This is a genomic window from Oceanicola sp. 502str15, assembly GCF_024105635.1.
In the GTDB taxonomy this organism is placed as follows: Bacteria; Pseudomonadota; Alphaproteobacteria; order Rhodobacterales; family Rhodobacteraceae; genus Vannielia.
Window position 1 is genome coordinate 3,687,062 of the sequence record NZ_WYDQ01000001.1, and the last position, 21,852, is coordinate 3,708,913.

General features: G+C 65.1%; 22 protein-coding genes and 1 pseudogene. 5 read left to right on the forward strand and 18 right to left on the reverse strand.

All coding sequences use genetic code 11. The annotated features are described in order from the left end of the window. The 3 genes and pseudogenes from GTH22_RS18110 to GTH22_RS18120 form a co-directional block, all read left to right on the forward strand. Nucleotides 1–1,047: an L-idonate 5-dehydrogenase gene (locus GTH22_RS18110; RefSeq protein WP_252946990.1), complete on the forward strand. Its 1,047-nt coding sequence runs from the start codon at nt 1–3 to the stop codon at nt 1,045–1,047. 4 nt (nt 1,048–1,051) lie between these two features. After that, nucleotides 1,052–2,110, forward strand: coding sequence for an Ldh family oxidoreductase (locus tag GTH22_RS18115; RefSeq protein ID WP_252946991.1), 1,059 nt, complete (start codon nt 1,052–1,054; stop codon nt 2,108–2,110). A gap of 291 nt (nt 2,111–2,401) precedes the next feature. Next, nucleotides 2,402–2,638, forward strand: a pseudogene (locus tag GTH22_RS18120) (TRAP transporter large permease subunit); the annotation flags it as partial. Nucleotides 2,639–2,741: 103 nt separating this feature from the next. Here GTH22_RS18120 and GTH22_RS18125 read toward each other — a convergent pair. The 4 genes from GTH22_RS18125 to GTH22_RS18140 all read right to left on the reverse strand — a co-directional run bounded on the left by GTH22_RS18125 (nt 2,742) and on the right by GTH22_RS18140 (nt 7,363). Next, on the reverse strand, nt 2,742–4,337 hold the full coding sequence (locus tag GTH22_RS18125) for an ATP-binding protein (protein ID WP_252946992.1): 1,596 nt from the start codon (nt 4,335–4,337) through the stop codon (nt 2,742–2,744). Nucleotides 4,338–4,550: 213 nt separating this feature from the next. Continuing rightward, entirely contained in the window at nt 4,551–4,898 is a 348-nt protein-coding gene (locus GTH22_RS18130; protein ID WP_252946993.1) for an Hpt domain-containing protein, read from the reverse strand. After that, nucleotides 4,898–5,842, reverse strand: coding sequence for a two-component system response regulator (locus GTH22_RS18135; RefSeq protein ID WP_252946994.1), 945 nt, complete (start codon nt 5,840–5,842; stop codon nt 4,898–4,900). Before GTH22_RS18135 ends, GTH22_RS18130 begins: the two co-directional genes overlap by 1 nt. A 135-nt stretch (nt 5,843–5,977) precedes the next feature. After that, nucleotides 5,978–7,363 carry a sensor histidine kinase KdpD gene (locus GTH22_RS18140; protein WP_252946995.1) on the reverse strand — a complete coding sequence of 462 codons (1,386 nt, stop codon included), beginning with the start codon at nt 7,361–7,363 and terminating at the stop codon, nt 5,978–5,980. Between the two features lie 407 nt (nt 7,364–7,770). Here GTH22_RS18140 and GTH22_RS18145 point away from each other — a divergent pair, with 407 nt between their 5' ends. Both GTH22_RS18145 and GTH22_RS18150 read left to right on the forward strand, forming a co-directional pair. Beyond that, the gene (locus GTH22_RS18145) at nt 7,771–8,364 is read left to right on the forward strand and encodes an acyl-homoserine-lactone synthase (RefSeq protein ID WP_252946996.1); all 594 of its coding nucleotides are present in this window, start codon (nt 7,771–7,773) and stop codon (nt 8,362–8,364) included. Between the two features lie 100 nt (nt 8,365–8,464). Then, on the forward strand, nt 8,465–8,869 hold the full coding sequence (locus GTH22_RS18150; protein WP_252946997.1) for a response regulator: 405 nt from the start codon (nt 8,465–8,467) through the stop codon (nt 8,867–8,869). A gap of 26 nt (nt 8,870–8,895) precedes the next feature. Here GTH22_RS18150 and GTH22_RS18155 read toward each other — a convergent pair whose 3' ends face one another. The 14 genes from GTH22_RS18155 to GTH22_RS18220 all read right to left on the reverse strand — a co-directional run bounded on the left by GTH22_RS18155 (nt 8,896) and on the right by GTH22_RS18220 (nt 21,809). Continuing rightward, nucleotides 8,896–9,945, reverse strand: coding sequence for a PleD family two-component system response regulator (locus GTH22_RS18155; protein WP_252946998.1), 1,050 nt, complete (start codon nt 9,943–9,945; stop codon nt 8,896–8,898). Nucleotides 9,946–10,206: 261 nt separating this feature from the next. Next, on the reverse strand, nt 10,207–10,713 hold the full coding sequence (locus tag GTH22_RS18160) for a MarR family winged helix-turn-helix transcriptional regulator (RefSeq protein ID WP_252946999.1): 507 nt from the start codon (nt 10,711–10,713) through the stop codon (nt 10,207–10,209). A 70-nt stretch (nt 10,714–10,783) separates the two neighbouring features. Beyond that, nucleotides 10,784–11,107, reverse strand: coding sequence for a 2Fe-2S iron-sulfur cluster-binding protein (locus GTH22_RS18165; protein WP_252947000.1), 324 nt, complete (start codon nt 11,105–11,107; stop codon nt 10,784–10,786). 10 nt (nt 11,108–11,117) lie between these two features. Beyond that, nucleotides 11,118–12,362, reverse strand: coding sequence for a cytochrome P450 (locus GTH22_RS18170; protein WP_252947001.1), 1,245 nt, complete (start codon nt 12,360–12,362; stop codon nt 11,118–11,120). Beyond that, nucleotides 12,359–13,060 carry an ABC transporter ATP-binding protein gene (locus GTH22_RS18175; protein WP_252947002.1) on the reverse strand — a complete coding sequence of 234 codons (702 nt, stop codon included), beginning with the start codon at nt 13,058–13,060 and terminating at the stop codon, nt 12,359–12,361. The genes GTH22_RS18170 and GTH22_RS18175 overlap by 4 nt, the downstream gene beginning before the upstream one ends. Further along, nucleotides 13,053–13,802 carry an ABC transporter ATP-binding protein gene (locus GTH22_RS18180; RefSeq protein WP_252947003.1) on the reverse strand — a complete coding sequence of 250 codons (750 nt, stop codon included), beginning with the start codon at nt 13,800–13,802 and terminating at the stop codon, nt 13,053–13,055. Before GTH22_RS18180 ends, GTH22_RS18175 begins: the two co-directional genes overlap by 8 nt. Beyond that, complete coding sequence (locus GTH22_RS18185) at nt 13,789–14,736, reverse strand: branched-chain amino acid ABC transporter permease (RefSeq protein ID WP_252947004.1); 948 nt, start codon at nt 14,734–14,736, stop codon at nt 13,789–13,791. The genes GTH22_RS18180 and GTH22_RS18185 overlap by 14 nt, the downstream gene beginning before the upstream one ends. Continuing rightward, nucleotides 14,733–15,596, reverse strand: coding sequence for a branched-chain amino acid ABC transporter permease (locus tag GTH22_RS18190; RefSeq protein WP_252947005.1), 864 nt, complete (start codon nt 15,594–15,596; stop codon nt 14,733–14,735). The genes GTH22_RS18185 and GTH22_RS18190 overlap by 4 nt, the downstream gene beginning before the upstream one ends. Nucleotides 15,597–15,654: 58 nt before the next feature. Next, a complete protein-coding gene (locus tag GTH22_RS18195; RefSeq protein ID WP_252947006.1) occupies nt 15,655–16,821 on the reverse strand; it encodes an ABC transporter substrate-binding protein in 1,167 nt (388 codons plus the stop codon). A gap of 222 nt (nt 16,822–17,043) precedes the next feature. Next, entirely contained in the window at nt 17,044–18,543 is a 1,500-nt protein-coding gene (locus GTH22_RS18200; RefSeq protein WP_252947007.1) for a tripartite tricarboxylate transporter permease, read from the reverse strand. A 13-nt stretch (nt 18,544–18,556) separates the two neighbouring features. Then, nucleotides 18,557–19,033 (reverse strand): tripartite tricarboxylate transporter TctB family protein, encoded by a 477-nt coding sequence (locus GTH22_RS18205; protein WP_252947008.1) that lies wholly within the window; start codon nt 19,031–19,033, stop codon nt 18,557–18,559. 71 nt (nt 19,034–19,104) lie between these two features. Next, nucleotides 19,105–20,061, reverse strand: a complete 957-nt coding sequence (locus GTH22_RS18210) for a tripartite tricarboxylate transporter substrate binding protein (RefSeq protein ID WP_252947009.1) — start codon at nt 20,059–20,061, stop codon at nt 19,105–19,107. A gap of 21 nt (nt 20,062–20,082) precedes the next feature. Further along, entirely contained in the window at nt 20,083–20,985 is a 903-nt protein-coding gene (locus tag GTH22_RS18215; protein ID WP_252947010.1) for an alpha/beta hydrolase, read from the reverse strand. Beyond that, entirely contained in the window at nt 20,982–21,809 is an 828-nt protein-coding gene (locus tag GTH22_RS18220; protein ID WP_252947011.1) for an MBL fold metallo-hydrolase, read from the reverse strand. Before GTH22_RS18220 ends, GTH22_RS18215 begins: the two co-directional genes overlap by 4 nt. Nucleotides 21,810–21,852: the final 43 nt, after the last annotated feature.

Genomic DNA, 21,852 nt, shown 5'->3' on the forward strand with positions numbered 1-21,852 from the left:
ATGGACGCCCGCGTCTGCCGCCTCTACGGCCAGAACGACATCCGGATCGAAACCGCCCCCGTGGCCGAGCCCGGCCCCGGCGAGGTGCTGCTGGCGCTGGCCGCAGGCGGCATCTGCGGCTCGGACTTACATTACTATCAGGACGGCGGCTTTGGCCCGATTCGGGTGCGTGAGCCGATCATCCTGGGCCACGAGGCTTCCGGCACCGTTGTGGCGGTTGGCGCGGGCGTGACCGGCGTGGCCGAGGGCGACCGCGTGGCGATCAACCCCAGCCGCCCCTGCGGCACCTGCACCTTCTGCCAGCAGGATCTGCCGATCCATTGCCTCTCGATGCGGTTCAACGGTTCTGCCATGCGGATGCCGCACGAGCAGGGCCTTTTCCGCGACCGGATGGTGGTGGATGCCGCGCAATGCGTGAAGGTGGCCGATGGCGTGAGCCTGGCCGCAGCTGCATGCGCCGAGCCGCTGGCGGTGTGCCTCCACGCCCGCAATCAGGCGGGCGACCTTGCGGGCAAGCGGGTGCTGGTCACCGGCGCCGGCCCCATCGGCGCTCTCTGCGCCGCTGCTGCCGTCGAGGCGGGCGCGGCGGAGGTGGTGGTGACCGACCTTCAGGATTTCACCCTCGGCGTGGCCGCAAAGATGGGCGCGACCCGCACCATCAACGTGGCGACCGACGCCGCCGCGCTGGAGCCCTATGCCGAGAACAAGGGCAGCTTCGACGTGGCCTTCGAGTGCTCCGCCGCCGCCCCTGCGATCAAGAGTGCCATCACCTGCCTGCGCCCGCGCGGGCGGCTGGTGCAGGTGGGCGTGTCGGGCGATGTGCCGATCCCGCTCAACATGCTGGTGGGCAAGGAGATCGCCTACCACGGCACCCAGCGCTTTGCGGGCGAGTTCGCCGAGGCGGTGGCACTGATCGGCGCCGGGCGGATCGACGTGTCGCCGATCATCACCGGCAGCTTCCCGCTGGAACAGGCCGTCGAAGCCTTCAACAGTGCTGGCGACCGCTCCGGCGCGGTGAAGGTCCAGCTTTCTTTCTCGGGGGAATGATCCGATGACCGCCTACAAACGCGACGACCTCCTTGCCTTCGCCCTCGCCCTGCTCACCCGCGCCGGCCTGCCGGAAGACAAGGCGGCCGTGGTGGCCGAGCTTCTGGTGAAGACCGACGAAATGGGGGTGACGACCCACGGCGTCTCGCTCATCCCTTATTATCTGCCCGAGCTGACCGGCGGCACCATGACCACCGAGGGCACCCATGAGGTGGTGCAGGACCGCAAAGTCACGATGGTCTGGGATGGCAACTACCTGCCTGGCCACTGGCTGATGCAGCAGGCGCTCGACACCTGCATGACGCGCGCCGCCGAGTTCGGCATGGCCGCGCTCTCCATGCGGCGGGCGCATCACATCGGCTGCCTCTCCACGCTCACCCGGATTGTCGCGGAGCAGGGTTTTGTCTGCTACATCGCCACCTCCGACCCCTCGGGCAACTGGGTCGCGCCGTTCGGCGGCACCGAGCCACTGCTCACGCCCAACCCGTGGGCGGTGGGCTACCCGACCGACGGCCACCCGGTGCTGATCGACACCTGCGCCTCGATCACCACCGTCTCCAAGGTGCGCGAGCTGGTGAACACGGGCGTGGAGTTCGCCCACCCGTGGATGCTTACGGCCGAGGGCCAGCCGAGCACCGACCCGACGGTGGTAAACACACAACCGAAGGGTTCGATCATGCCGGTCGGCGGCGCCGATCATGGCCACAAGGGCTTTGCCATGGCGGTGATGGTCGAGATGCTGACCCAAGGCCTCTCCGGGCATGGCCGGGCCGAAAACGTGACCCGCTGGGGCGGCAACGTTTTTCTGCAAGTCATCGACCCGGAGGCCTTCGGAGGGCGCGAGGGCTTTGTTCGCGAGGTTTCACACCTTGGCGACCTTTGCCGCGCCAACCGCCCGATAGATCCGGGGCGGCCGGTGCGAATGCCCGGCGACCGGGCCAATGAAGCGCTTGCGGCGTCACGTGCGGGCGAAGTTCGGCTGCCCGCAGAAGTCGCCACCCGACTCGCAACCTGCGCCGCAGACTTCAACGTTCCCATGCCTGCCGAAGCCACCCTGACCTAGCGCGCGTTTGGTCCGTCCGTTCCGATGCTGGCTGGCACCCGTGTCGACTGCTGGACGCGAAGTCATTGTCCAGGCGCTCTATAAAGCCACGAAGAAGGGCACTTGCGCGCATCGCGCACGAGCCTTGCCGCCTCGGCAGTCGCGTTCCGTCATCTCCAAGGGGCTCGCGATACGGCGCCGCCGGGCGGCCAGAGGGCCAAGGTAAGGGAGTGCAGCCTATTCGCGGCCATCGGGTCCAGTTTGGTTGTTGAGCCTGTCGAGATTGTCCAGAAAGCGCTTCAGCATGTCGTGCTCGGGTTCGACCCGATCTGGTTTGGCATTGTCGTGGTGGTCGTGACCGAGATCAGCCTGATCACCCCGCCAGTGGGGCTGAACGTGTTCATCATGCGCTCGGTGGTCTCCGATGTCTCGACCGCGACGATCTTCCGGGGTGTGACCCCGTTCTGGATCGCGGACATCTTCCGGCTTGCCGTCATAGTGCTGCTGCCCTCCGTGGTGCTGTTCCTGCCGCGCATGTTGGGAGGGTGAACGCGTTCAGCGTCCTCCCCGGCGGTGTGGTCCGGGGAGTTGCGGGGAGCAAGGCGTGGCGAGGTTAACGAAAAAATGCGCTTCAAGAACCTCACCCGCAGTCTCAGTGCGTTGCCTCCGGGAACTGCACGGTGAAGGTCGTGCCGCGGCCTGCGCCGGTGTCGAACTCGATGGTGCCTGCGTGCTGTTCCACGATGGTTTTCGTGATGCCCATGCCGAGGCCGGTTCCGGACTGGCCCTTCTGGTAGCTTTCGGGCGCGCGGGAGAAACGTTCGAAGAGCCTTGGCTGCAGGCTTATGGGAATGCCGGGGCCGGTGTCGCGGACCCAGAAGCCCGCATGTGGCGTGGTCAGGCCCAGCTCCACGTTTGCCCCGCGATCCGATGCCTTGATTGCATTGGACAGGAGGTTGTTGAGCACCTGAAGCAGGCGTCGTTCTTCGCCCACCACCGAGGCCTTGGCGGCCGGGCTGCCTGCGACCTTCACGGCCACGCCATGCTGATCGGCGAAGGGGCTGATCTCGCGCGCGGCATTCTCGAGGAGGGCCTGCAGGTTGACGGCTTTTGCGTCCTGAACATGGCCCCCGGCGCTCAGACGCTCGAAATCGAGCAGGTCACCGACCAGCGTCATCAGGCGGTCCAGATTGCGACCCGCGATCTCGAGCGAGGTCTGCGAGACGGCGTTGAACTTGTCTTTCTCGAGGTCGAGCAGCTTGACCGCGGCACTGGCGGCGGTGATCGGTGTGCGGAGTTCGTGCGAGACCGTGGAAATCAGCTCTTCGCGGGCGATCTCGATGGCCTTCTGCTCGGTGATGTCCTTGACCACGCCGAGGATGCCAAGGCGCGGTGCGTTCTCGTGCTTGAGCGGGGTGAAGAACAGCTCGGCGGGAAACACGTTGCCGTCTCTGCGTTGCAGGTCCAGCTCGAGCCGCCGGTCGCCGGCTTCGCGAACCTTGCGGTAGATCGCGTCGCCGTTCTCTTCGAAGGCGAGCTTGTCGGTGAAGAAGATCTCGGTGGTCTTTCCGATCATCTCCTCCTTTGCAAAGCCGAAGATCCGTTCGGTCGCCCGGTTCACCATGGTGATCCGCCGCTCCTCGTCGACCGACATGATGCCCTCGGGCACGGAGTCGACGATGGCATCGAGAACCATGGTCTTCTCGGCGAGGTCCGTCGACTTCTTCCAGTTCAGCCATTCCTGCCCGAGCCAGCGGCCGAAGAGGCGGACCAGTTCCTCTTCCTTGGACGAGAAGGGCTCTCGGCGGTCGGGGCCGGAGAAATTCAGCGTGCCGACGCGATCAAGCCCGACCCGGAGCGGCACGCCGATGTAGCTTTCGAGCCCGAACGACACGTAGCAGGGGTGTTCGGCGATCTCGGATTCGCCCGCGTGGTGAAAATGCCGAACGCCGTTGGCGGCCAGCGTATGGGTGCAATAGGTTTCGCCAAGGTTGAACGCGGTCCCCGCCTCGGGGGCCCAATCCTCACCGCTGACATACTCGATCCGGTAGGCATCGCCGTTGATCTTGCTGACGATCCCCAGCGGAAGCTCCAGGGCCAGGCAACCGATCCGTAGCAGCTCCGAAACCTTGCCATCAAAGCTGACGTCCGGGTCCAGCGAGAGCATGAAGAGCTGGCGGAGGGCGAAATCGTGCCTGGCCTCGACCGACATCGTGTCGGACGGCTCGGTTTCCAGTTGTTCAGACACGGCTCCACCCTCGACTTTTGTTTGCGCGGAAGGGTCCAACGGAGCCCCTCAACTGTCAAACGGGAATTCGACCCAAAGTTGTATCTCGGCGGCGTTCGTGATCCTGGCGCGACACTCGCAACGGCAAATGCGGCTCGCACAAGGCAAGCCGCATCCGCCCGCTTGCAGAGACTGCGCGGGATCCTTTCCTCGGAGGGGAAAGAGCTGAAAGTATCAGGAGTTCGTGGCGAACAGCATCTCTTCAATGACTTCCGTGACCAGAGGCGGCACGTCGGCCTCGGCGTTGCCGTCGGTTAGGGCATATTCGAGCCGCGATGCCAGCCTGCCGAGCCGTCCGTAGCTCAGGGTCTGGGCAACGCCAACGATCCGATGCGCCCGGCGCGCGAGCTGCTGCTCCATGTCGTCGCGCTTCGCGCCGGCCTCGGCATCGCGGTATTCTTCGAAGAAGCAGATGTGTTCCGGCAGGGACTTGAGGAAGGCCACCCGCACCGGCGCGAGCATGGCCGCAAAGGAATTTGCGGCATCAACGGGCATACTGGAACGATTGAACGCGGAATTCATCAGGCGATCTTCCTTCTCGGGTACTGTTGCACATTCGGGCGTGTGCGTGCGCCCAGCAGAGTTTCCTCGATGGTTTCATCAATGGATCTCCGCGAGAAAAACGAGCCACGGGTCGGCTTGCCCACGCGCACGACCGGGCAGCAATTGGTGAGGTAGGTCTCCTGGAATTCCTCCAGGGCCGTGTTGATCTGGTTTTCGATCCGATCCGGGGAAGCCATGTGGGTTGCCGTCGTTACCGCCAGGAAATCGCCGCTGCCGGCATAGGCCAGCAACAGTTGGTTGCCCCTCAGAGTATCAACGATGACCTCGGCCACGTCACCCATGATGTCGAGGAACTCTTCATCATTGGTGCGGACGTAGATGCTGGCGGCGTTCTCGACCGTGATCCCGATGCGCTGGCTCATCGCGTAGCGCGGGCGGCCGATGGCCTTGAGGTAGTTACGCAGGGCGGTGAAGGAGATCAGGCCGGTGACGTCCGGTGGGGTCTCGGCATCCTCGAAGTCGTAGCGATGCTGCTGCGACGTGGCGGCCTTGAGCTGCTCCTGGATCGCGGCGTTGTGGCGGCGGCCCTCGTGCAGGCGTACGATCGAGGCGAGCCGGGTCTTGAACTCGAGTGGCTCCAGCGGCTTGGTGATATAGTCGACAGCACCGGCCATGAAGGCCTGGTCGATATGCTGGCGGCCCGACATGCCGGTGACCATGACGATCTGCGAGTGGCCCTCCGGGTCCATCGCACGCAGGATGCCGACCAGTTCGATACCGTCCATTTCCGGCATCTGGATATCGACGAAGATGCAGTCGAACGGCACGACCTGCTGGCTGACAATACGGAGCGCCTCTTGGCCGGACGCTGCCGATTGAATGTCTGTCACATCGTGATGACGAAGCACCGCCTCGAAGGCTTCCCGGAAAATCGGATCATCATCTACTGTGAGTGTTTTCATTGACCTGTTCCTTCTACTTAAAGGAATCTTAAAAACGGAATGCGGCAGAAATTGGTTCAACCGTAGGTGGCGGAGCTTTTTCTTAATCTTCTTTCGCGCGACCGGCCCGATTGGCGGTGGCGAGATCGAAAAACCTCACCGCAGGGCAGAAACAACACGGCGGGCGCTGGTCAGATCCGCCGCGTCGGAGGCATCCTGCTCGTCGGATTCCCGGGGTGAGGCCGTGAATTCCGAATCAACCCCAAGTTCAAAGAAGAAGGTCGTCCCCCTTCCTTCGTTCTTGGTGTAGTTTATCGTGCCGTCGTGGGCCTGCATGATCTGCTTCGAGATGTTCATGCCAAGCCCGGTTCCGCCGATCTTGCGCGTGTCGGACGAGTCCACCTGGCTGAACTTGTCGAAGACACGCTCACGGTCGGACTCGGACAGGCCGGAGCCCTCGTCTATGACCGATACACGCACGGTGCCGTCGGCAACCTCGAGGCGAACGCGCACCAGCCCGCCCTCGGGCGAGAACTTTGCGGCGTTGGAGATGATATTGGTCAGAACCTGCTCGATCCGGGCGGCATCGCCGATCACCTGAACGACGCTGTCGACACCCTCGTAGCCAAGGCGCACGCCCAGCCGCGCGGCGTAGGGCGCGTTGGAGGCGACCGACTGCTCGACCATCGAGGCCAGATCGAAGGGCTGCATCTTGAAGGGCATGCGCCCGGCTTCGATCTTCTGGATGTCGAGGATCTCGTCGATGAGTTCGATCAGTCGGGTGCAGTTTCGCTGGGCGATGCCCATGACCTGCTTGGCCTGGTCGCTGAGCGGACCGAGGTGGCCGGCGTGGGCAAGGTCGATCGAGCCTTTGATCGAGGTCAGGGGCGTGCGGAGTTCATGGCTCATCGTGGAGATGAACTCGTTCTTCGCCTTGTAGGATTCCTGGGCCTTGTAGTTCTCGTTCTGGAGCGCTTCGACCTGCTCGAACTTGCCGCGGTAGAACGAAAGATAGATCCGCGAGCAATCGACGACGAAGTACAGAACGAAGACGCTGGTGAACAGCTGTGCCCAGAGCTCCGAGTGGATCGAGGCGCCCGTCACCCAGATATCGTGAACCGGAATGAAGATGAACGTCGCGCCGTACATGCCGAGCCGCAGGATCAGGATCGGCAGGATCTGGTGGTTGTTCACCGCCGCAAACAGGGCGGCCGCGAACAGGAAGAAGAGCGACATGAAATGCGCCCCGGGGCCCTGGGTCAGCGCGATGGAGATCGAGTAGAACACGATCACCGAGGCACTGATGATCGTGCCGCCATAGAGGCCGTTAAGAAGCTGCCGCCCGATCTTGGGGTTCTGGCCCCGCCACGCGAGGATGCGGCGGAAGATGACGAAATCGTAGATCTCGGAAAGCGCGATGAGCACCGCCGTGGTGACGGCCAGCGCGACGCTGTAGTAGTAGCCCGCGAGGATCAGTGCGGCGGCAAAGATCATCTGCCGCTGCCACACCAGGTTCTTTCCGACTGTGGCGTAGTCTTTCATCTGCTTGGCCAGAATCTTCGTGTTCTTGGCCTCGAGACGCAACAACGCTCGGCTGGGTTCCAAATTCACACTGCCTCTCCAACAACGCATGTACCTGCGTTTGTTCGTTTCTCCGCTACACCTGTGCATGCGGGACACACTCATAGGATGAGTAGAAGGCTTACGTGGCGAAAATGTGGCGCCTTCTGACAACTACAGAGAAAGTAAAGATGGGGATAACTACCTTGGGTTGGGGTTAGATGCGACATTATCACGGTCTGGAGGCCACGAAGGCTCAGCGCGTGTTTCCTGAATTGATCACTCCTGGAGTGGTAAGGCGCTTTTCGCGCCAGGAGGAAGAGCCGCGCGTGCACCCCGCGCCGAAGCCCTCCGAAGAAGCCCGGCCGAGCGGCCTGAGCGCAACCTCCATGTCCCTCGAAACGATGCACCTGCACGGCGACCTGATGGTGAAATACCTGCAGGCGCGGCGCGAGGTCTTCATCGTGTCCAAGGGGTGGCAGCTCTCGGAAACCCGCGGCATGGAGTTCGACCAGTACGATACGCCCGAGGCCCGCTGGATCGTGGTGCATGAGGGCAACGAGGTGCTGGCGGGCATCCGCATTGCGCCCACCACGGCCCGCTGCGGCTTGCACACCTACATGATCCGCGACGCCCAACTGGGCCTTCTGAAGGGCCTGCCGCTCGACCCGCTCTACGCCGAGGCGCCGGTTTCTGAAAAGATCTGGGAGGCCACGCGTCTTTTTCTGCTCGACCGCGTTCCGGCCTCCCGCCGCGCCGAGGTGCAGAGTCTGCTGATGCTGAAGATGGCGGCCACCGCGCGCAGTGAAGGTGCTGATCACGTTGTCGGAATCGTGCCGGCGGTGTTTCAGCGCTGGCTCAAGCGGATCGGTCTGGACGCCGTTCCGGTGGGCCCCCGTTTCGAGCTCGACGGCGATAAATCTCAGGCCGCGCTGTTCAATGTGAGCGAGGCGATGGAACCGGAACGCCCCGAAAGCAGTTGAGCTTACCAACGCCCTCAGTCTTTATTATGGTTCAACCAGTGGTTTAAGAGTCGATCAACGAAAGGAGGTACAGTTCAAGTGTTTTTGCGCATCACCCACCGTGAATAACTCATCAGCACCGCTTCCGCGCGTCCTTCACGTTGACGACGACGATGACATCCGCGCAATCGCCCAGATCGCCCTTTCGGTCGTGGGCGGGCTCGAAGTTCTTCAATGTTCGAGCGGAAAGGAAGCCCTCGAGGTCGCCAAGGGCTTCGACCCCGACATTTTCCTTCTCGATGTCATGATGCCGGACATGACCGGCGAAGAGACCCTGACCGGGCTGCGTCTGCTGCCTGACCTTGATCGTGTGCCGGTGGTCTTCATGACGGCGAAGGCCCAGGAAAGCGATGTCGAGCACCTGATGGAACTCGGCTCCGAGAAGGTCATCGCCAAACCCTTCGATCCGCTTACGCTGGCTGCGGAAGTGGTCACCATCTGGCAGAACGCGAGGCCGGCGGGCTGAACCCCGCCGCCCATCGGCTTTTGCCGTCAGTTCGTATCCAGAGTGGGTTCGCTGTGCTGCCGGGCCACGCGGCGCGTGATGCCAAGGCGCGGACGCCGCGGAACGATCACGCCTTCCTTGGCCCTGCTGTGATCGAGCTTCTGCTGCAGCCGGTTCATCAGACCATCCTCGGAGGCTCCGGCAATTGCAGAGCGCAGGGAGTCCACGCAATCCTTGCCCGTCTCCGGCTCCATACCCTCGGCCGCGTTCACCCTCAGCCGCACATTGCGGGGGCTGCCGCCCATGGCTTCGGTGCGTGTGTTCCAGAAATCGGGCTCATCGGCCTTCAGATCGAACGACCGGCAGCCGCTCCCCAGAACCACACAGCCGAAAATGCCGTCACCGACATAGGTGATGTAGTGCTGACTAGGTGTGAGCTTGTGCGAGATGGTCCCGGCCACTTCTGCGAGAAAGCCTGAAAACGCGTCGCGGGTCATGGCGCCGTTCATCTCGGCAATATCTTCCACCCTCAAAGCGAAACTCGCGATCGCAAGGATCTTTTCGGGCAGGAGCGAGAGCAGGTGCTCGAGGTCGCGCTGCGACACACAGGCCGGAACGCCTTCGATCTCGACGGCTTCCGATACCGGAACCTGCATCAGCTTGTCGAGGCGGGCGCTGAGCTGGGCTTCCGAGCGTTCGAGGCCCAGTGATTTGCGGGTCTGCTCCGCCAACAGGCGGGCGGTGCGGATGCGGGCGCCGAGTTCCAGCCCCTTGATCGGCTTGGTCACGTAGTCCGACGCGCCGGCGTTGAAGGCCCGGTCGATCGAGGCTTCGTCGAGCAGGGCGGTCAGCATCAGGATGGGTGTGATGGCATAGTCCGGCAGTTTGCGGATCCGGGCGCAGAGCTCGATGCCGCAGGTGCCCGGCATCTGGATGTCGAGGAGGATGCAGTCATAGGGCTCCTTCGCGGCCGCGATCCTGGCCTCGGCGCTGTCGGCGTCGCAGGCGGTTTCAACCTGGTCATACCCGGCGTGCGTGAGCACAGACTTCAGCAACTGAAGAAAGGTGGTGTCATCATCGACTGCAAGGATCTGCAATTTTCGCTCCTTCTGTCCTTCGGTCCCTTTTCAGGCAAGTCACCCGAATAAGGAATCCGAAGCGCGGGCCGCACAATCTGGGCGGGTGTTACATCTGGAAGTTGAAAGTCAAATCTGTCAGAACGTTGACTTGATTTAGCCAATTCTAGGCGGGTGACGTGCGGGAACCTGCGAAAGTGGCATTTTTTGCCGTTTCAGCCCCGCCGGTCCTCTGCAAGGCAGCCGGAAACGGGCAAAAGGCCCTGAGCGCCAGTTCGCCAGTTACTTCGGGTCGATGTTTGCCAGCATCTGGCGCATCACCTTGAGAAAGGTCTCCAGATCCTCGGGCGCGATGTCCCGGATCAGGTCCGCCTCGCAGCCGAGCGCGACGGCCAGAATCTCGGCGTGAACCTGCAGGCCCCGGTCAGAGAGCCACCAGAGCCGTTTGCGCGGGTCGGCGCCGGGCTGCTCGTGGCGCAGGTGGCCCATCTCGTTCAGGGTTTTCAGCGAGCGGCTGACGGCGGCCTTGTCCATGCGGATCACGTCGCAGACGCGACTGGCGGTGATGCCCGGCTCGATATTGAGCATCGCGAGCACCCGCCAATCGGTCAGCCCGAGGCCGAAGTCGCGCCGGTAGATTGCCGAGGTCTGCCGCCCCCAGGCGCTGGCCACGGCATTCAGCAGAAAGGGCGCGTAGTAGTCGATGTCGAGAATCTCGGCGCCTTCCCGGTTGCGGGTCGGCGGATGAAATCTCTCGTCCTGCGCGGTGATCTGATCGGCTCGTGTCATGCGGCTGGCCCTTTCAAGCGCTCACCGATATCCGGGTTCGGGCGCGTTGTCACGAGGGGCACGGCCCGGTTCAGAACTGCTCCTCGGGGATATGCACGACGAGGCCGTCGAGCGCTTCGGTCAGACGGAGTTGGCAGGAGAGGCGCGAGCTGTCCTTCATTTCAGCCATGGCGCAATCGAGCATGTCTTCCTCGCTTTCCGAGCGTGTATCGGTCTTTCCGGTCCAGGCGTCGTCGACATAGACGTGGCAGGTGGCGCAGGCCATGGAGCCGCCGCACTCGGCCACGATGCCGGGCACGCCCGCGCCGATTGCGAGCTGCATCACGCTGTCGCCGGGCTTGCCTTCGAGGGTCTGCTCGCTGCCGTCGGGTTGCCTGTAGGTCACTTTAACCATGGGATGTCCTTTAATTCGGGATGAGTTTCAGCGGCAGCCGGTCGAGGGCGCGGATCGCGTTGTTGGGGCGCCAACGGGCCGGGCCGGCGGGTTCGATGCGGTCGACCTTCTCGGCCATGACCGACAGAAGGGCTTCGAGTTCGCCCCGGGCGATGTTCTGGCCGACGCAGCCGTGGATGCCCGCGCCGAAGGCCATGTGGCCGACCGGGCGGCGGTCGATCCGGAAGGCCTCCGGGTCGCCCCATTTCTCGGGGTCCATGTTGGCGGCGCCGAGCACGCAGAGCACCTTGGCGCTCTCGGGCACGGGATGGCCGGCGATTTCGGTGTCGAGGTTGGCGGTCCGCAGGAAGGTGTGCACCGGCGAGGTGATGCGCAGCACCTCCTCAAAGGCCGGGCGGGCGAGCGAGGGGTCGGCCTTCAGCGCCTCCCATTGGTCGGGGTTCTGCGAGAAGCACCAGAGCGCGTTGCCGATGCCGGTCACGGTCGTGTCGACCCCGGCGGAGAGGAAGCTGCGCACCAGCATGGCGGCTTCGTCCGGCGTGATCTCGCCCTCGTCGGCGGCACCGTAGACCAGCGCGCCAAGCCCGTCGTCGGTGAGGCGATCACGGGCACAGGCGGCGTTGATCCATGCGGCGACTTCGGGCGCGCGGGCCATGGCGGCGCGGCGCAGGGCGTTGTCGGGGCCCACCGCGTTGAAGACGATGGCCCCGTAATCCACCAGATGGCGCGGGTTCACATCGCGCATCCCCACGGCGCGGGGAAAGACGCGGGTGGGGAAGGCCTCGGCAATCTCCACCACGCCCTCGACCTCGGAGCGCTCCAGCAGAGCGTCCACCACCTCCTCGGCGGCGGCCCGGAAATCGTCCATCAGGGTGCGCACCACCTTGGGCGAGAGCGCCTTGGACATGACCCGCCGGGTCTTGGTGTGATCGGGCGGGTCGGCCTCGAGGATGATCGAGGGCGGGCGCCAGGGCTTCTCGAGTTTGAAATCGTTGAAGCCGATGCCCCGGGAGGAGACAAAGTTCTCGTGGTCCGAGAAGGTCTGCCGGGTTTCCTCGTAGCGCCCGACTGCGAGCACGTTGTAGCGCGGAATGAACGCGACCGGCCCGGCCTCGCGCAGGGCGGCATACCAGCTGAAGGGGTCGGCCAGAACGGTCTCGTCGTAGGGATCGACGTCGAGCACCGGAATGGAGGCATCGGGGGTGAGCGGGGCGTGGCCCTCGATCAGGGTCATGGTGGTTTCCTTTCCGGTCATGTGGCCAGCGCCACGCCGATGTGGCGTTCGAGCAGGTCGGAGCCCTTCAGCGCGGAGGCAGGGCCGTCATGCACGATGGCCCCGCCGGTCATGATGAGCGCGCGGGAGGCGAAGTTGAGCGCCGCCTCGGCGTGCTGTTCCACCAGCACCACCGTGCGACCCTCTGCGGCGAGGCCCTCGAACACCTGCATCAGTTGTTCGCAGATCACCGGGGCGAGGCCTTCGAGCGGCTCGTCGAGCAGCAGGGTCTGCGGGCCGGTCATCAGGGTGCGGGCGATGGCGAGCATCTGCTGCTCGCCGCCCGAAAGCTGCCCGCCGCCGTTGCGCCGCCTCTCCTTGAGCCGGGGGAAGAGGGCATAGGCCTCCTCCAGCGTTGCCTCGCCGCGCTGTGCGGCGAGCAGGTTCTCTTCGACCGAGAGCGATTTGAAGATGTCGCGTGTCTGCGGCACGAGCCCGAGGCCGGCGGCGTTGCGGCGGTGCGGGGGCAGGGCGCTCACGGCCTGCCCGTTCAGGCTGACGGTGCCGCCGTGCAGCTTTGTCAGCCCCATCATGGTGGCGAGCAGGGTCGTCTTGCCCGCGCCGTTGCGTCCGATCACGGCAAGCCGTTCGCCGCGGGGGATCACAAGGTCGATGCCGTTCAGCACATGGGTCGGGCCATAGCCCGCGGTGACGTTCTCGAGCCTCAGCGCATCAGCCATTTCCGTGCCCTCCAAGGTAAAGCTCGCGCACCTGCGCATTGCCCGCGATCTCCTGCGGCGTGCCCTCGGTCAGAATGCGCCCCTGCACCAGCACCACGATCTGCTGCGCGACCCGGAAGACGAGATCCATGTCGTGCTCGATGATGAGCACGGCGAGATCGGCAGGCAGGGCCTCTATGGCCTGCACGATCAGATGGGTTTCCGAAGAGGGCACTCCGGCGGCCGGTTCGTCGAGGATCAGCACGCGCGGACGCAGGGCCAGCGTGAGCGCCAGTTCGACGAGCCGTTGCTGGCCATAGGCGAGATCGGCCACGCGCCTGTCGGCCAGCGGCTCCAGGGCGAACTGGTCGATCAGTGCGGCCACCTCTGCCTCGGTCTCGCCATTGCCATCGGCCCGGCGGAACATGGAAAACCCGCGCCCCTGCCGCTCGAGGATCGGCAGGCGGAGGTTTTCGCGCACCGTGAGGTCTCGGAACAGCGTGGTGATCTGGAAGGTCTTGGCGATGCCGCGCTTGACCCGCTGAGCCTCGTTGAGGCGGCCAATGTCCACCCCGTCGAAGCGGATCGCCCCCGAGGAGGGCGGCAGGATGCCGGTGACGAGGTTTGAGAACGTGCTCTTGCCTGCGCCATTGGGGCCGATCAGCGCCTTGCGGTCGCCCGGCTTCAGGTCGAAGTCGATATTCTCCGACACGGTCAGCCCGCCGAACCGCTTGGAAAGTCCGCGTACCTCAAGTCCCTGCATCGCGACCTCCCAGGCGTTTCAGCGCGGTGGGCACGGCGACCAGCCCGCGCGGCAGGAAGAAGACCACCGCCAGCACCAGCGCGCCGATGACGAAGAGCCAGTTGAACGGGTCGTTCGCGGCGGCCCAGTGGTGGACGAACATGAAAACGAGGGTGCCCAGCACCGCGCCGTAGAGCCTGCCAGTGCCGCCGAGGATGAGCATGATCAGGGCTTCGGCGGAGAGGGTGAAGGAAAAGGACTCCAGGCTCACAAGCTGTGTCACCTGCGCCGAGAGCGCGCCCGCGATCCCCGCAATCGCCCCGCCGATGGTGTAGGCCGCCACGCGCCGCCAGTAGACCGAGGTGCCGATGGCGGCCATGCGCTCGGGGCTTTCGTGGATGCCGCGCAGCGACAGGCCGAAGGGCGCGCGAGTGAGCAGGGTGAGGAAGGCGAAGACGGTCGCGAGGACGGCGAGGGCATACCAGAAGCCGGTCTGCCCGACGAAATCGAACTCGAAGAGGCCCAGCACCGGCTCCATCCGGATGCCGCGCAGCCCGTCGGCCCCGCCGGTGAGGTCACGCGCCTTGTTGGCGACCTCGTGGCAGATGGCGGCCACGGCGATGGTGAGCATGATCAGCGTCAGCCCATGGGCGCGCAGCACGATCAGCCCCGAGATGAAGGCCAGCGCCGCCCCTGCCACCCCGGCCACCAGAAGGCCGGCAATCGGGTCGGCCCAGGCGTGGATCGCGAAAAGCCCGGCCGCATAGGCGCCTGCGCCATAAAAGGCGGCCTGCCCGAGAGTGGCGATGCCCGCGAAGCCGAGCACAAGGTCGAGCGAGAGCACCAACACCGCCATGATCAGGATGCGGGTGAGGAAGGCGAGGTTGTAGGGCAGCGCGAAATGGAGCGCGACAGCGAGGGCCAGAAGGGCCAGCGGCGGGATCCAGGATTTCATGATGTCCTCACGATCAGCCCGTTCGGGCGCAGCGCAAGAAGCGCGATGACCAGCGCGAAGAAGGTGATGGTGGCAAAGTCGGGCGCAAGGTAGCGGGCCGCGGTTTCCAGCAGGCCCAGCCCGATGGCGGCCAGGAAGCTGCCCGCGATGGAGCCCATGCCGCCCACCGCCACCACGATCAGGAAGAGCACCATGTAGCGGAGCGGATAATAGGCGTCGATCGGCAGGATCTCTGCGCCGAGCACACCGCCGAATGCCGCGAGGCCCGCGCCGAGGGCGAAGGCGGCCATGAAGATGCGGTCGGTGTCGATACCATGGGCCGAGGCGGCGCCGCGATTGTCGACGGCGGCGCGCAGGCGGATGCCGAAGCGGGTGCGCTCGAGCAGCAGCCAGAGGCCCAGCACCACGGCCAGACCACCGGCGATGACCAGCAGACGATGCACCGGCAGCGTGCGGAAGCCGAGATCGACACTGGCCTTCAGCCCCTCGGGCAGCGGCACCGAGAGCAGGCTGGAGCCCTGCCAGAGGTTGACCGAGGCGATCATCAGGAAGGTCAGGCCGATGGTGGCCAGCACCTGCTGCAGGTCGGTAAAGCCGTAGATCCGGCGATAGATCACCCGCTCCAGCGGCACCGAGAGCGCCACGGTTGCGGCAATCGCCAGCGCCAGCGCAGGCCAGAACGGCAGGCCGAGGTCGGCGGCGAACCAATGGGCAAAGGTGCCGCCCAGCAGGGCAAAACCGCCGTGGGCGAGGTTCACCACCCGCATCAGGCCCATGGTGACGGAGAGGCCGACGGAGATCATGAACAGGATCATCCCGTAGGCAACGCCGTCCACGAGTATGTTGAGAAACAGGGTCATCTGGCTTTCAATCGCTGGATCAGCCCCGGGCCGGCGGACCGGCCCGGAGCGGGGAGGATCACTTGTCCCAGCCGAGGTCGCCCACGGTGGCGATCACGCCGGTCTCGCGGTTCACCAGCTTGCCGGTGTCCTCGTCGCGGGCGACTTCGCGGATGTAGACGTTCTGGATCAGGGTGCGGGCGTCGGGGTCCATCTTGACCGGGCCGCGCGGGCTTTCCCATTCCATGGTCTTGGCGGCCTCGACGGCGGCGGGGCCGTCGGACCCGGCGGCGGCAACCATCTGGTAGATCAGGTGGGTGCCGTCATAGGCGCCGACCGAGGCCCAGTTGGCGATTGCGTCGGGGAACAGCTCGGTGAGCTTGGCCTGAAACGCGCGGTTCTCGTCGGAGTCATGCGCGCCCGAGTAGTGGTAGGCCGTTGTCAGCCCGATGGCGGCATCGCCCAGCCCCTGAAGGTTCACCTCTTCGGTCTCCGCCGTGCCGAGAAACTTGATGCCTGCCTCGGCCAGACCGTTCTCGTTGTAGGTCTTGGTATAGGTGAAGGTGGGCGGGCCGCCGGGCAGGAAGGTGAAGACCGCATCGGGCGCGGCGTCGCGCACGCTCTGGATGAAAGGGGTGAAATCGGTGGTGCTGAGCGGCATGCGGATCGAATCCACGACCTCGCCGCCCCTGGCCTCGAAGGCGGCCTTGAAGGCGTTTTCGGCGTCGATCCCGGGGCCGTAGTCGGTCACGGTGGTCGCCGCCGTGCGCATCCCCTGGTCATAGGCCCATTCGGCCAGCGGCGCGGAAACCTGCCAGAGGGTGTAGCTGGTGCGCAGGTAGAATTCGCTCTCCTTGTTGATCGAGGAGGTGGCGGCATTGAAGATCACCGTCGGCGTCTGGCTCTGCTCGATCAGCGGCGCTACGGCCAGCGCGTTCGGGGTGAAGGTGAAACCGGCGAGATAATCCACCTGATCGCGGATCAGCAGCTCCTGCGCGAGGCTGCGCGACTGGTCGGGGTTCGGCCCGCCCACGTCCTTGTAGATGAACTCGATCTCGTGCTCGCCCGCCGTGGTGCCATGCTGGGCCACGTAGGTTTCCACCGCCTCCTGGTATTGCTTGCCGTAGATGGCGAAGGGCCCGGAAAAGGGCGCGACGACCCCGACCTTGATCGTGTCGGCCCCGGCGGCTGCGGGCAAAGCGGTAGCTATCACGGCCGCAAGGGCCGCGTGGATGGCGCGTGTCATGGAATATCCTCCCTGAAGTCCCGCACACCTCCCCGGGTGCGGAGTTGATGATTCAACTCAGGTCAGAATAGGGGTGTCTCTTGATATGTCAACTCAGTTAGGCGGCGACCATGTAATGCGGCGAAAGAGACTGATATCAAGGAGAAAAATCGCCCGCAGGGCCGGGCAGCCAGCCCGTCGAACTTGATTCGACAGGGCTGGCCCGCGCGGTGAGTGCCCCGGTCAGCCGCCTTGACGCGCCCGCCGCAGGCTTCTCAGCCATGGCATCAGGAAGGGTGAAACGATGCTCAGCACGGCCGCAAAGAGCAGCAGGCCGGAGATCGGGCGGGTGAAGAAGGGCAGGATGCCATCGTCGGTGTAGGTCATCCCGCGCCGCAGGTTCAGCTCCAGCATCGGGGCGAGGATGAAGGCGAGGATGAAGGGGCCGATCGGCAGGCGCAGCTTGTCCATCGCCAGCCCGAGCCCGGCAAACCCGAGCAGCAGCACGTAGTTGAAGGCGGTCGAGGAGCCGACGAAGACGCCCATGAAGCCCAGCACCACGATCGCCGGGTAGAGGTAGTGATACGGAATCTTCAGGATCGCCGGAAACAGCCGCATCCCCCAGAACTGCATCACCAGCACCAGAACCGCGGCGATCAGCGCGGTCAGGAACAGCGCATAGACGATCTCGGGGTTGTTGTTGAACAGCAGCGGCCCGGCCTGCACGCCATGAATCATCAGCCCGCCGAGCAGGATCGCCGTGACCCCGTCCCCCGGAATGCCGAGGGCGACCATCGGGATCAGCGAGCCGCCCACGCTCGCATTGTTGGAGGTTTCCGAGGCAAAAACGCCGTCGACGCAGCCCTTGCCGAACTTCTCCGGGTGCCTGCTGGCCGATTTGGCCTGCGCATAGGCCACCATGTTCGAAAGCGCCGCGCCCATGCCCGGCAGGAAGCCGATCCAAAGGCCGATCATGAAGGAGCGGATCATGTTCCAGGTGTTGTCGCGGTACTCCTTCCACGTCACGCCAAAACCCTTGATGTCGCTCGCATCCACCTCCGGCACCTGCTGCTGCCCGCGGGCATAGTCCTGCACGATCTGCTTGAGCGCGAAGAAACCAAGCATCAGCGGAATCAGGTCGAACCCGCCGTTGAGGTAGATGTTGCCGAAGGTGAAGCGCGGGTATCCGTCGATCGGCGCGAAGCCCACCGAGGCAAGGATGAGCCCGAGGGCCGCGGCGGCCAGCCCGTGAAAGACCGAGCCGCGCGACAGCGCCGCCACCAGCGAGATGGCGCAGAACCCGAGCGAGAAATACTCCCACGGCCCCATCTTCAGCGCGAGGCGCGCCATCAGCGGCGAGGCGGCCATGGCGATGAGGATCGACAGGAAGGTGCCGATGAAGGAGGCAGTGATAGCCGCGCCGAGCGCCTTCACGGCCTGGCCATTGCGGGTCATCGGGTAGCCGTCGAAGCAGGTGGCGATGGCCGAGGGCGAGCCGGGAATGCCCAGCAGAATCGAGCCGATCATGGCACCCGACACGCCGCCGACCCAGATTGAGACCAGCATCGCCAGCCCCACCTCGGGCGGCATGCCGAAGGTGATCGGCAGCAGAAGCGCCACGCCGAGCCCGCCCGAGAGGCCGGGGATCGCGCCCAGAACGATGCCGAGCGCGGTGGAAAGGATGATGACCAGCAGGGTCATCGGGGCGAGGAGCGTGCCGAAGCTGGCGAGGATGTCTTGCATTTTTCTTGGCCCGTCAGAAGAGGATGCCGGAGGGCAGGAGCGTGTTCAGCAGTTCGGAGAACACCAGATGCACGCCGCCGGTGACGGCAAGCCCATAGAGCGCCCCGCGCCACCAGACCCGGCGCTCGGCCCCGGCGATGGTGTGGTAGAAGGCGTAGACCATCAGCGGCGTGGCGATGTAGTAGCCGAGCAGCCAGAGGGCGAGGGAGTAGGCCACCAGAAGGCCGAACATGATGGCCCCCCTGCGGGCAGCGGGCGTCTGGTCGGTCCCGGCGGCCGCCTCCTCTTCCTCACGCAGGACGTCCGAGATCTTCGATCTGGTCAGCACCATCCCGAGCCCGCAGAGCAGCAGGATCGAGAACCCTAGCAGCGGAAAGAGCCGCGGCCCCGGGTCGTCGTTGAACGTGCGCACGCTGATCTGCATGGTCACGAGGATTCCGGCAATCGCAAATGCGACCAGCCCGGCTCCAAGCGGCTTTTCGGTGTTCATCCTGTCCTCCCTCAAGGCTGCGGGGGCCGGTTGGGCCCGCCCCCGCGGTATGGTCTGTCACATGCCGACGATCAGCGTGAGAGGCCCAGTCGTTCGGCCAGCGCCGCAATCTTGGCGTCCTCCGTGGCCATCAGCTCCTGCGCGCCCTCCACGTCGTAGTAGGTGAACACGCTGTCCGCCTTCTTCAGGGCGTCCTGTGCCGTGGCGTCCTCGGCCATGCCGGCGGTTGCGGCGTTGATCGTGGCCACGAGGTCCGGGTCCATGTCCTTCGGGCCCCAAAGGACCAGTGGCGCCAGCCAGCTCACATTCACGCCCTGCTGCACGCAGGTCTCGTACTCGGGATAGGCGGGATGAGGTTCGGGGTCGAGCAGGCAGAGCACCTTCATGTCGCCCGCCTGTTCGTATTGCTTGGCCGAGCCCGCGCCGAGGTTGCCCATCTCGATATGGCCCCCCTGGATCGCCGCCACCTTGTCGACCTCGGCGGAGGCTTCGAGCAGCTTCAGGTCCACATCCTCGTTCATCATGATGAGGCCCGCGATGAAATGGGTCGTGCGGCCGAGCGACACCGCGACGGTGCGCGCCCCGGGGTTGGCGCGGGCGTCGTCCACGAACTCCTTCATGGTATCCCAAGGCGCATCGGCGGCCACGGCATAGACCTGCGGCGCATAGCTTTGCGCCACGCCGATGGTGGTAAAGTCATCAAGCCCGATGTCGCTGTGGCCTGTGTGGTAGCCCGCCAGCAGGCCGGTGTGGTTGAACAGAATGGTGTTGCCGTCCGGCGCGGCGGTCATCACCTGATTGTAGGCAATCGAGCCGCCGCCGCCATCGACGTTCACCACCACCACGTCGCCGCCGGTTTCGCGGGCGAGATAGTCGGAGAAGATCCGCGCCATCACATCGGTTCCGCCGCCGGGTTTGGATGGCACGATGATCTGCACGGGTTGGGTGGGCCACTCGGCGGCCTGCGCCGTCGCGCCCGCCGCAAGTGTCAGTGCCACTGCGGCCCCGATGAGATTGGTTGCTTTCATGTTGTCCTCCCTTGAATGGTTTCAGCCGTAAAGCCGGTTCAGCCAGCCGAAGATCCGCGCCCGCGCCTCCTCGTGGCGGGCCTTGCCGCTCACGACCCAGCCGTGGTCGCAATCGTCGAACTGGCGCACCTCGATATCGACACCCGCGGCAATGAGCTGCCCGGCATAGCGATGCGCCTCGTGGCGCAACGGATCGAGCCCGGCGACGATCATCAGCGCGGGGGGCTGGCCCTCCAGCAGCTCGGGCGCGGCCAGAACCGGCGAGACCAGCGGATTGCGCATGTTTTCGGGCACCTGGCAGTAGAGCACGTTGAAGGCGTGCATCCGCTCGGCCGGCATGATCGAGCGTGGGTCGATCTTGTCTTCCGGCGGGGTGGCGGCATCGAGAAACGGATAGTCGAGCAGCTGCCCGCACACCCGGAACGCGCCGCTCTCCTGCGCCATCTGGCAGATCGAGGCGGTGAAGTTGCCGCCTGCCGAATGGCCGCCGATGGCAATGCGTGCGGGGTCGATCCCGAGGGCTCCGGCCTGCTCGAAGGTCCAGGCGACCACGTCATGGCACTCGTGCAGCCCGGCGGGAAAGGGGTGCTCGGGGGCAAGCCGGTAGTCGACGTCGAGCACCAGCGCCCCGGTGGCCCGGGCGAGCTGGGCGCAGAACATCGTATCGCGGCGATGATATCCGCGCACGAAGCCGCCGCCATGAAAGTTGATGAAGCAGGGCCGGGGGGCGGTGCCCTCGGCGGGCGTCACCTTCATCACCCGGGACGGGCCGACGCGGGTGGGCACGGCAAGCTCCTCCACGGTCACGGCGGCCAGATCTGCCTCCATCTCGGGGGTGATGGTCGGGGGCAGCAGGGTGCCCTCGCGCAATTCGCCGGCCAGCGCCAGCTTGGCCTCGGGGCTCATGTCGAAGGAATAGGTCATGCCGCCTGTCCCATCAGGTCGCGCACCTGCGCGATGCGCCCGTCGATCAGCGCGTGCCAGGTGGAGGGGTCGTAGAACGGGTTCCGGCCGGGTCGGATGGTGTCGACCTTGCCGAGCATCCCGACCTGCGCCGGGTGGGAGCCAAGGGTGATCTCCACCGGGATCTCGCGCACCTTCAGCATGGAGGCGAGGTAGGCGTCGCGTGCGCTCACCGGCAGCCCGGTCTCGGCCAGAAACTCATCGGCCAGCGTGTTCAGCCCAACGCCGCCATGCAGCCCGCACAGCCGCCCCCCGGCCTCGAAGAAAAACGAGGTGGTGCCCGGCGTGTGGCCCGGGGTCAGCAGGGTGCGGATCGAGCGGTCGCCGAGCATGACCGGGGTGTCGTCGGAATAGAAGGCATCGGGCGTGAAGTCGCCGCAGGGGTAGCCACTGGCAAAGATCTGGTCGGGCCGGGCCTGCATGAACGCCCAGTCCTCGCGGCTCATCATCACCTTCGCACCGCTGGCCTCCTGCACCGCCCGGACGCCGCCGATGTGGTCGTAGTGCATGTGCGAAATCAGGATCAGCGCAATATCGGTCGGCTCGAAGCCCAGCTTCCGCACCGCCTCGAACAGCAGGTAGACCTGCGGCTGCATCGTGGTGTCGATCAGCACCAGCCCGGCGTCGGTCTCCAGCAGGTAGGCCCCCACCCAGTTGTTGCCCACGTACCAGGTGCGCTCGGCGACCTCGAAAGGGTCTACATCCACCTCCCACGGACGCTCGCAGCCTTGCTGGAGGCACTCGAATGGATCGGTGGGGAGGGGCGGCAAAGGTCTTTTCTGCATCGGAACGGATACCTGCAATCGGGGATGGCTGTGGAGGAGAAGG

Excerpts from the sequence above, each read along its gene's own strand:
- GTH22_RS18220 (WP_252947011.1), bottom strand. The coding sequence starts at position 21,809 with ATGCAGAAAAGACCTTTGCCGCCCCTCCCCACCGATCCATTCGAGTGC.
- GTH22_RS18180 (WP_252947003.1), bottom strand. The coding sequence starts at position 13,802 with ATGCAGGGACTTGAGGTACGCGGACTTTCCAAGCGGTTCGGCGGGCTG.
- GTH22_RS18175 (WP_252947002.1), bottom strand. The coding sequence starts at position 13,060 with ATGGCTGATGCGCTGAGGCTCGAGAACGTCACCGCGGGCTATGGCCCG.
- GTH22_RS18195 (WP_252947006.1), bottom strand. The coding sequence starts at position 16,821 with ATGACACGCGCCATCCACGCGGCCCTTGCGGCCGTGATAGCTACCGCT.
- GTH22_RS18115 (WP_252946991.1), top strand. The coding sequence starts at position 1,052 with ATGACCGCCTACAAACGCGACGACCTCCTTGCCTTCGCCCTCGCCCTG.
- GTH22_RS18190 (WP_252947005.1), bottom strand. The coding sequence starts at position 15,596 with ATGACCCTGTTTCTCAACATACTCGTGGACGGCGTTGCCTACGGGATG.
- GTH22_RS18160 (WP_252946999.1), bottom strand. The coding sequence starts at position 10,713 with ATGACACGAGCCGATCAGATCACCGCGCAGGACGAGAGATTTCATCCG.
- GTH22_RS18210 (WP_252947009.1), bottom strand. The coding sequence starts at position 20,061 with ATGAAAGCAACCAATCTCATCGGGGCCGCAGTGGCACTGACACTTGCG.
- GTH22_RS18185 (WP_252947004.1), bottom strand. The coding sequence starts at position 14,736 with ATGAAATCCTGGATCCCGCCGCTGGCCCTTCTGGCCCTCGCTGTCGCG.
- GTH22_RS18110 (WP_252946990.1), top strand. The coding sequence starts at position 1 with ATGGACGCCCGCGTCTGCCGCCTCTACGGCCAGAACGACATCCGGATC.
- GTH22_RS18145 (WP_252946996.1), top strand. The coding sequence starts at position 7,771 with ATGTCCCTCGAAACGATGCACCTGCACGGCGACCTGATGGTGAAATAC.
- GTH22_RS18140 (WP_252946995.1), bottom strand. The coding sequence starts at position 7,363 with ATGAAAGACTACGCCACAGTCGGAAAGAACCTGGTGTGGCAGCGGCAG.
- GTH22_RS18205 (WP_252947008.1), bottom strand. The coding sequence starts at position 19,033 with ATGAACACCGAAAAGCCGCTTGGAGCCGGGCTGGTCGCATTTGCGATT.
- GTH22_RS18130 (WP_252946993.1), bottom strand. The coding sequence starts at position 4,898 with ATGAATTCCGCGTTCAATCGTTCCAGTATGCCCGTTGATGCCGCAAAT.
- GTH22_RS18200 (WP_252947007.1), bottom strand. The coding sequence starts at position 18,543 with ATGCAAGACATCCTCGCCAGCTTCGGCACGCTCCTCGCCCCGATGACC.
- GTH22_RS18170 (WP_252947001.1), bottom strand. The coding sequence starts at position 12,362 with ATGACCGGAAAGGAAACCACCATGACCCTGATCGAGGGCCACGCCCCG.
- GTH22_RS18165 (WP_252947000.1), bottom strand. The coding sequence starts at position 11,107 with ATGGTTAAAGTGACCTACAGGCAACCCGACGGCAGCGAGCAGACCCTC.
- GTH22_RS18215 (WP_252947010.1), bottom strand. The coding sequence starts at position 20,985 with ATGACCTATTCCTTCGACATGAGCCCCGAGGCCAAGCTGGCGCTGGCC.
- GTH22_RS18135 (WP_252946994.1), bottom strand. The coding sequence starts at position 5,842 with ATGAAAACACTCACAGTAGATGATGATCCGATTTTCCGGGAAGCCTTC.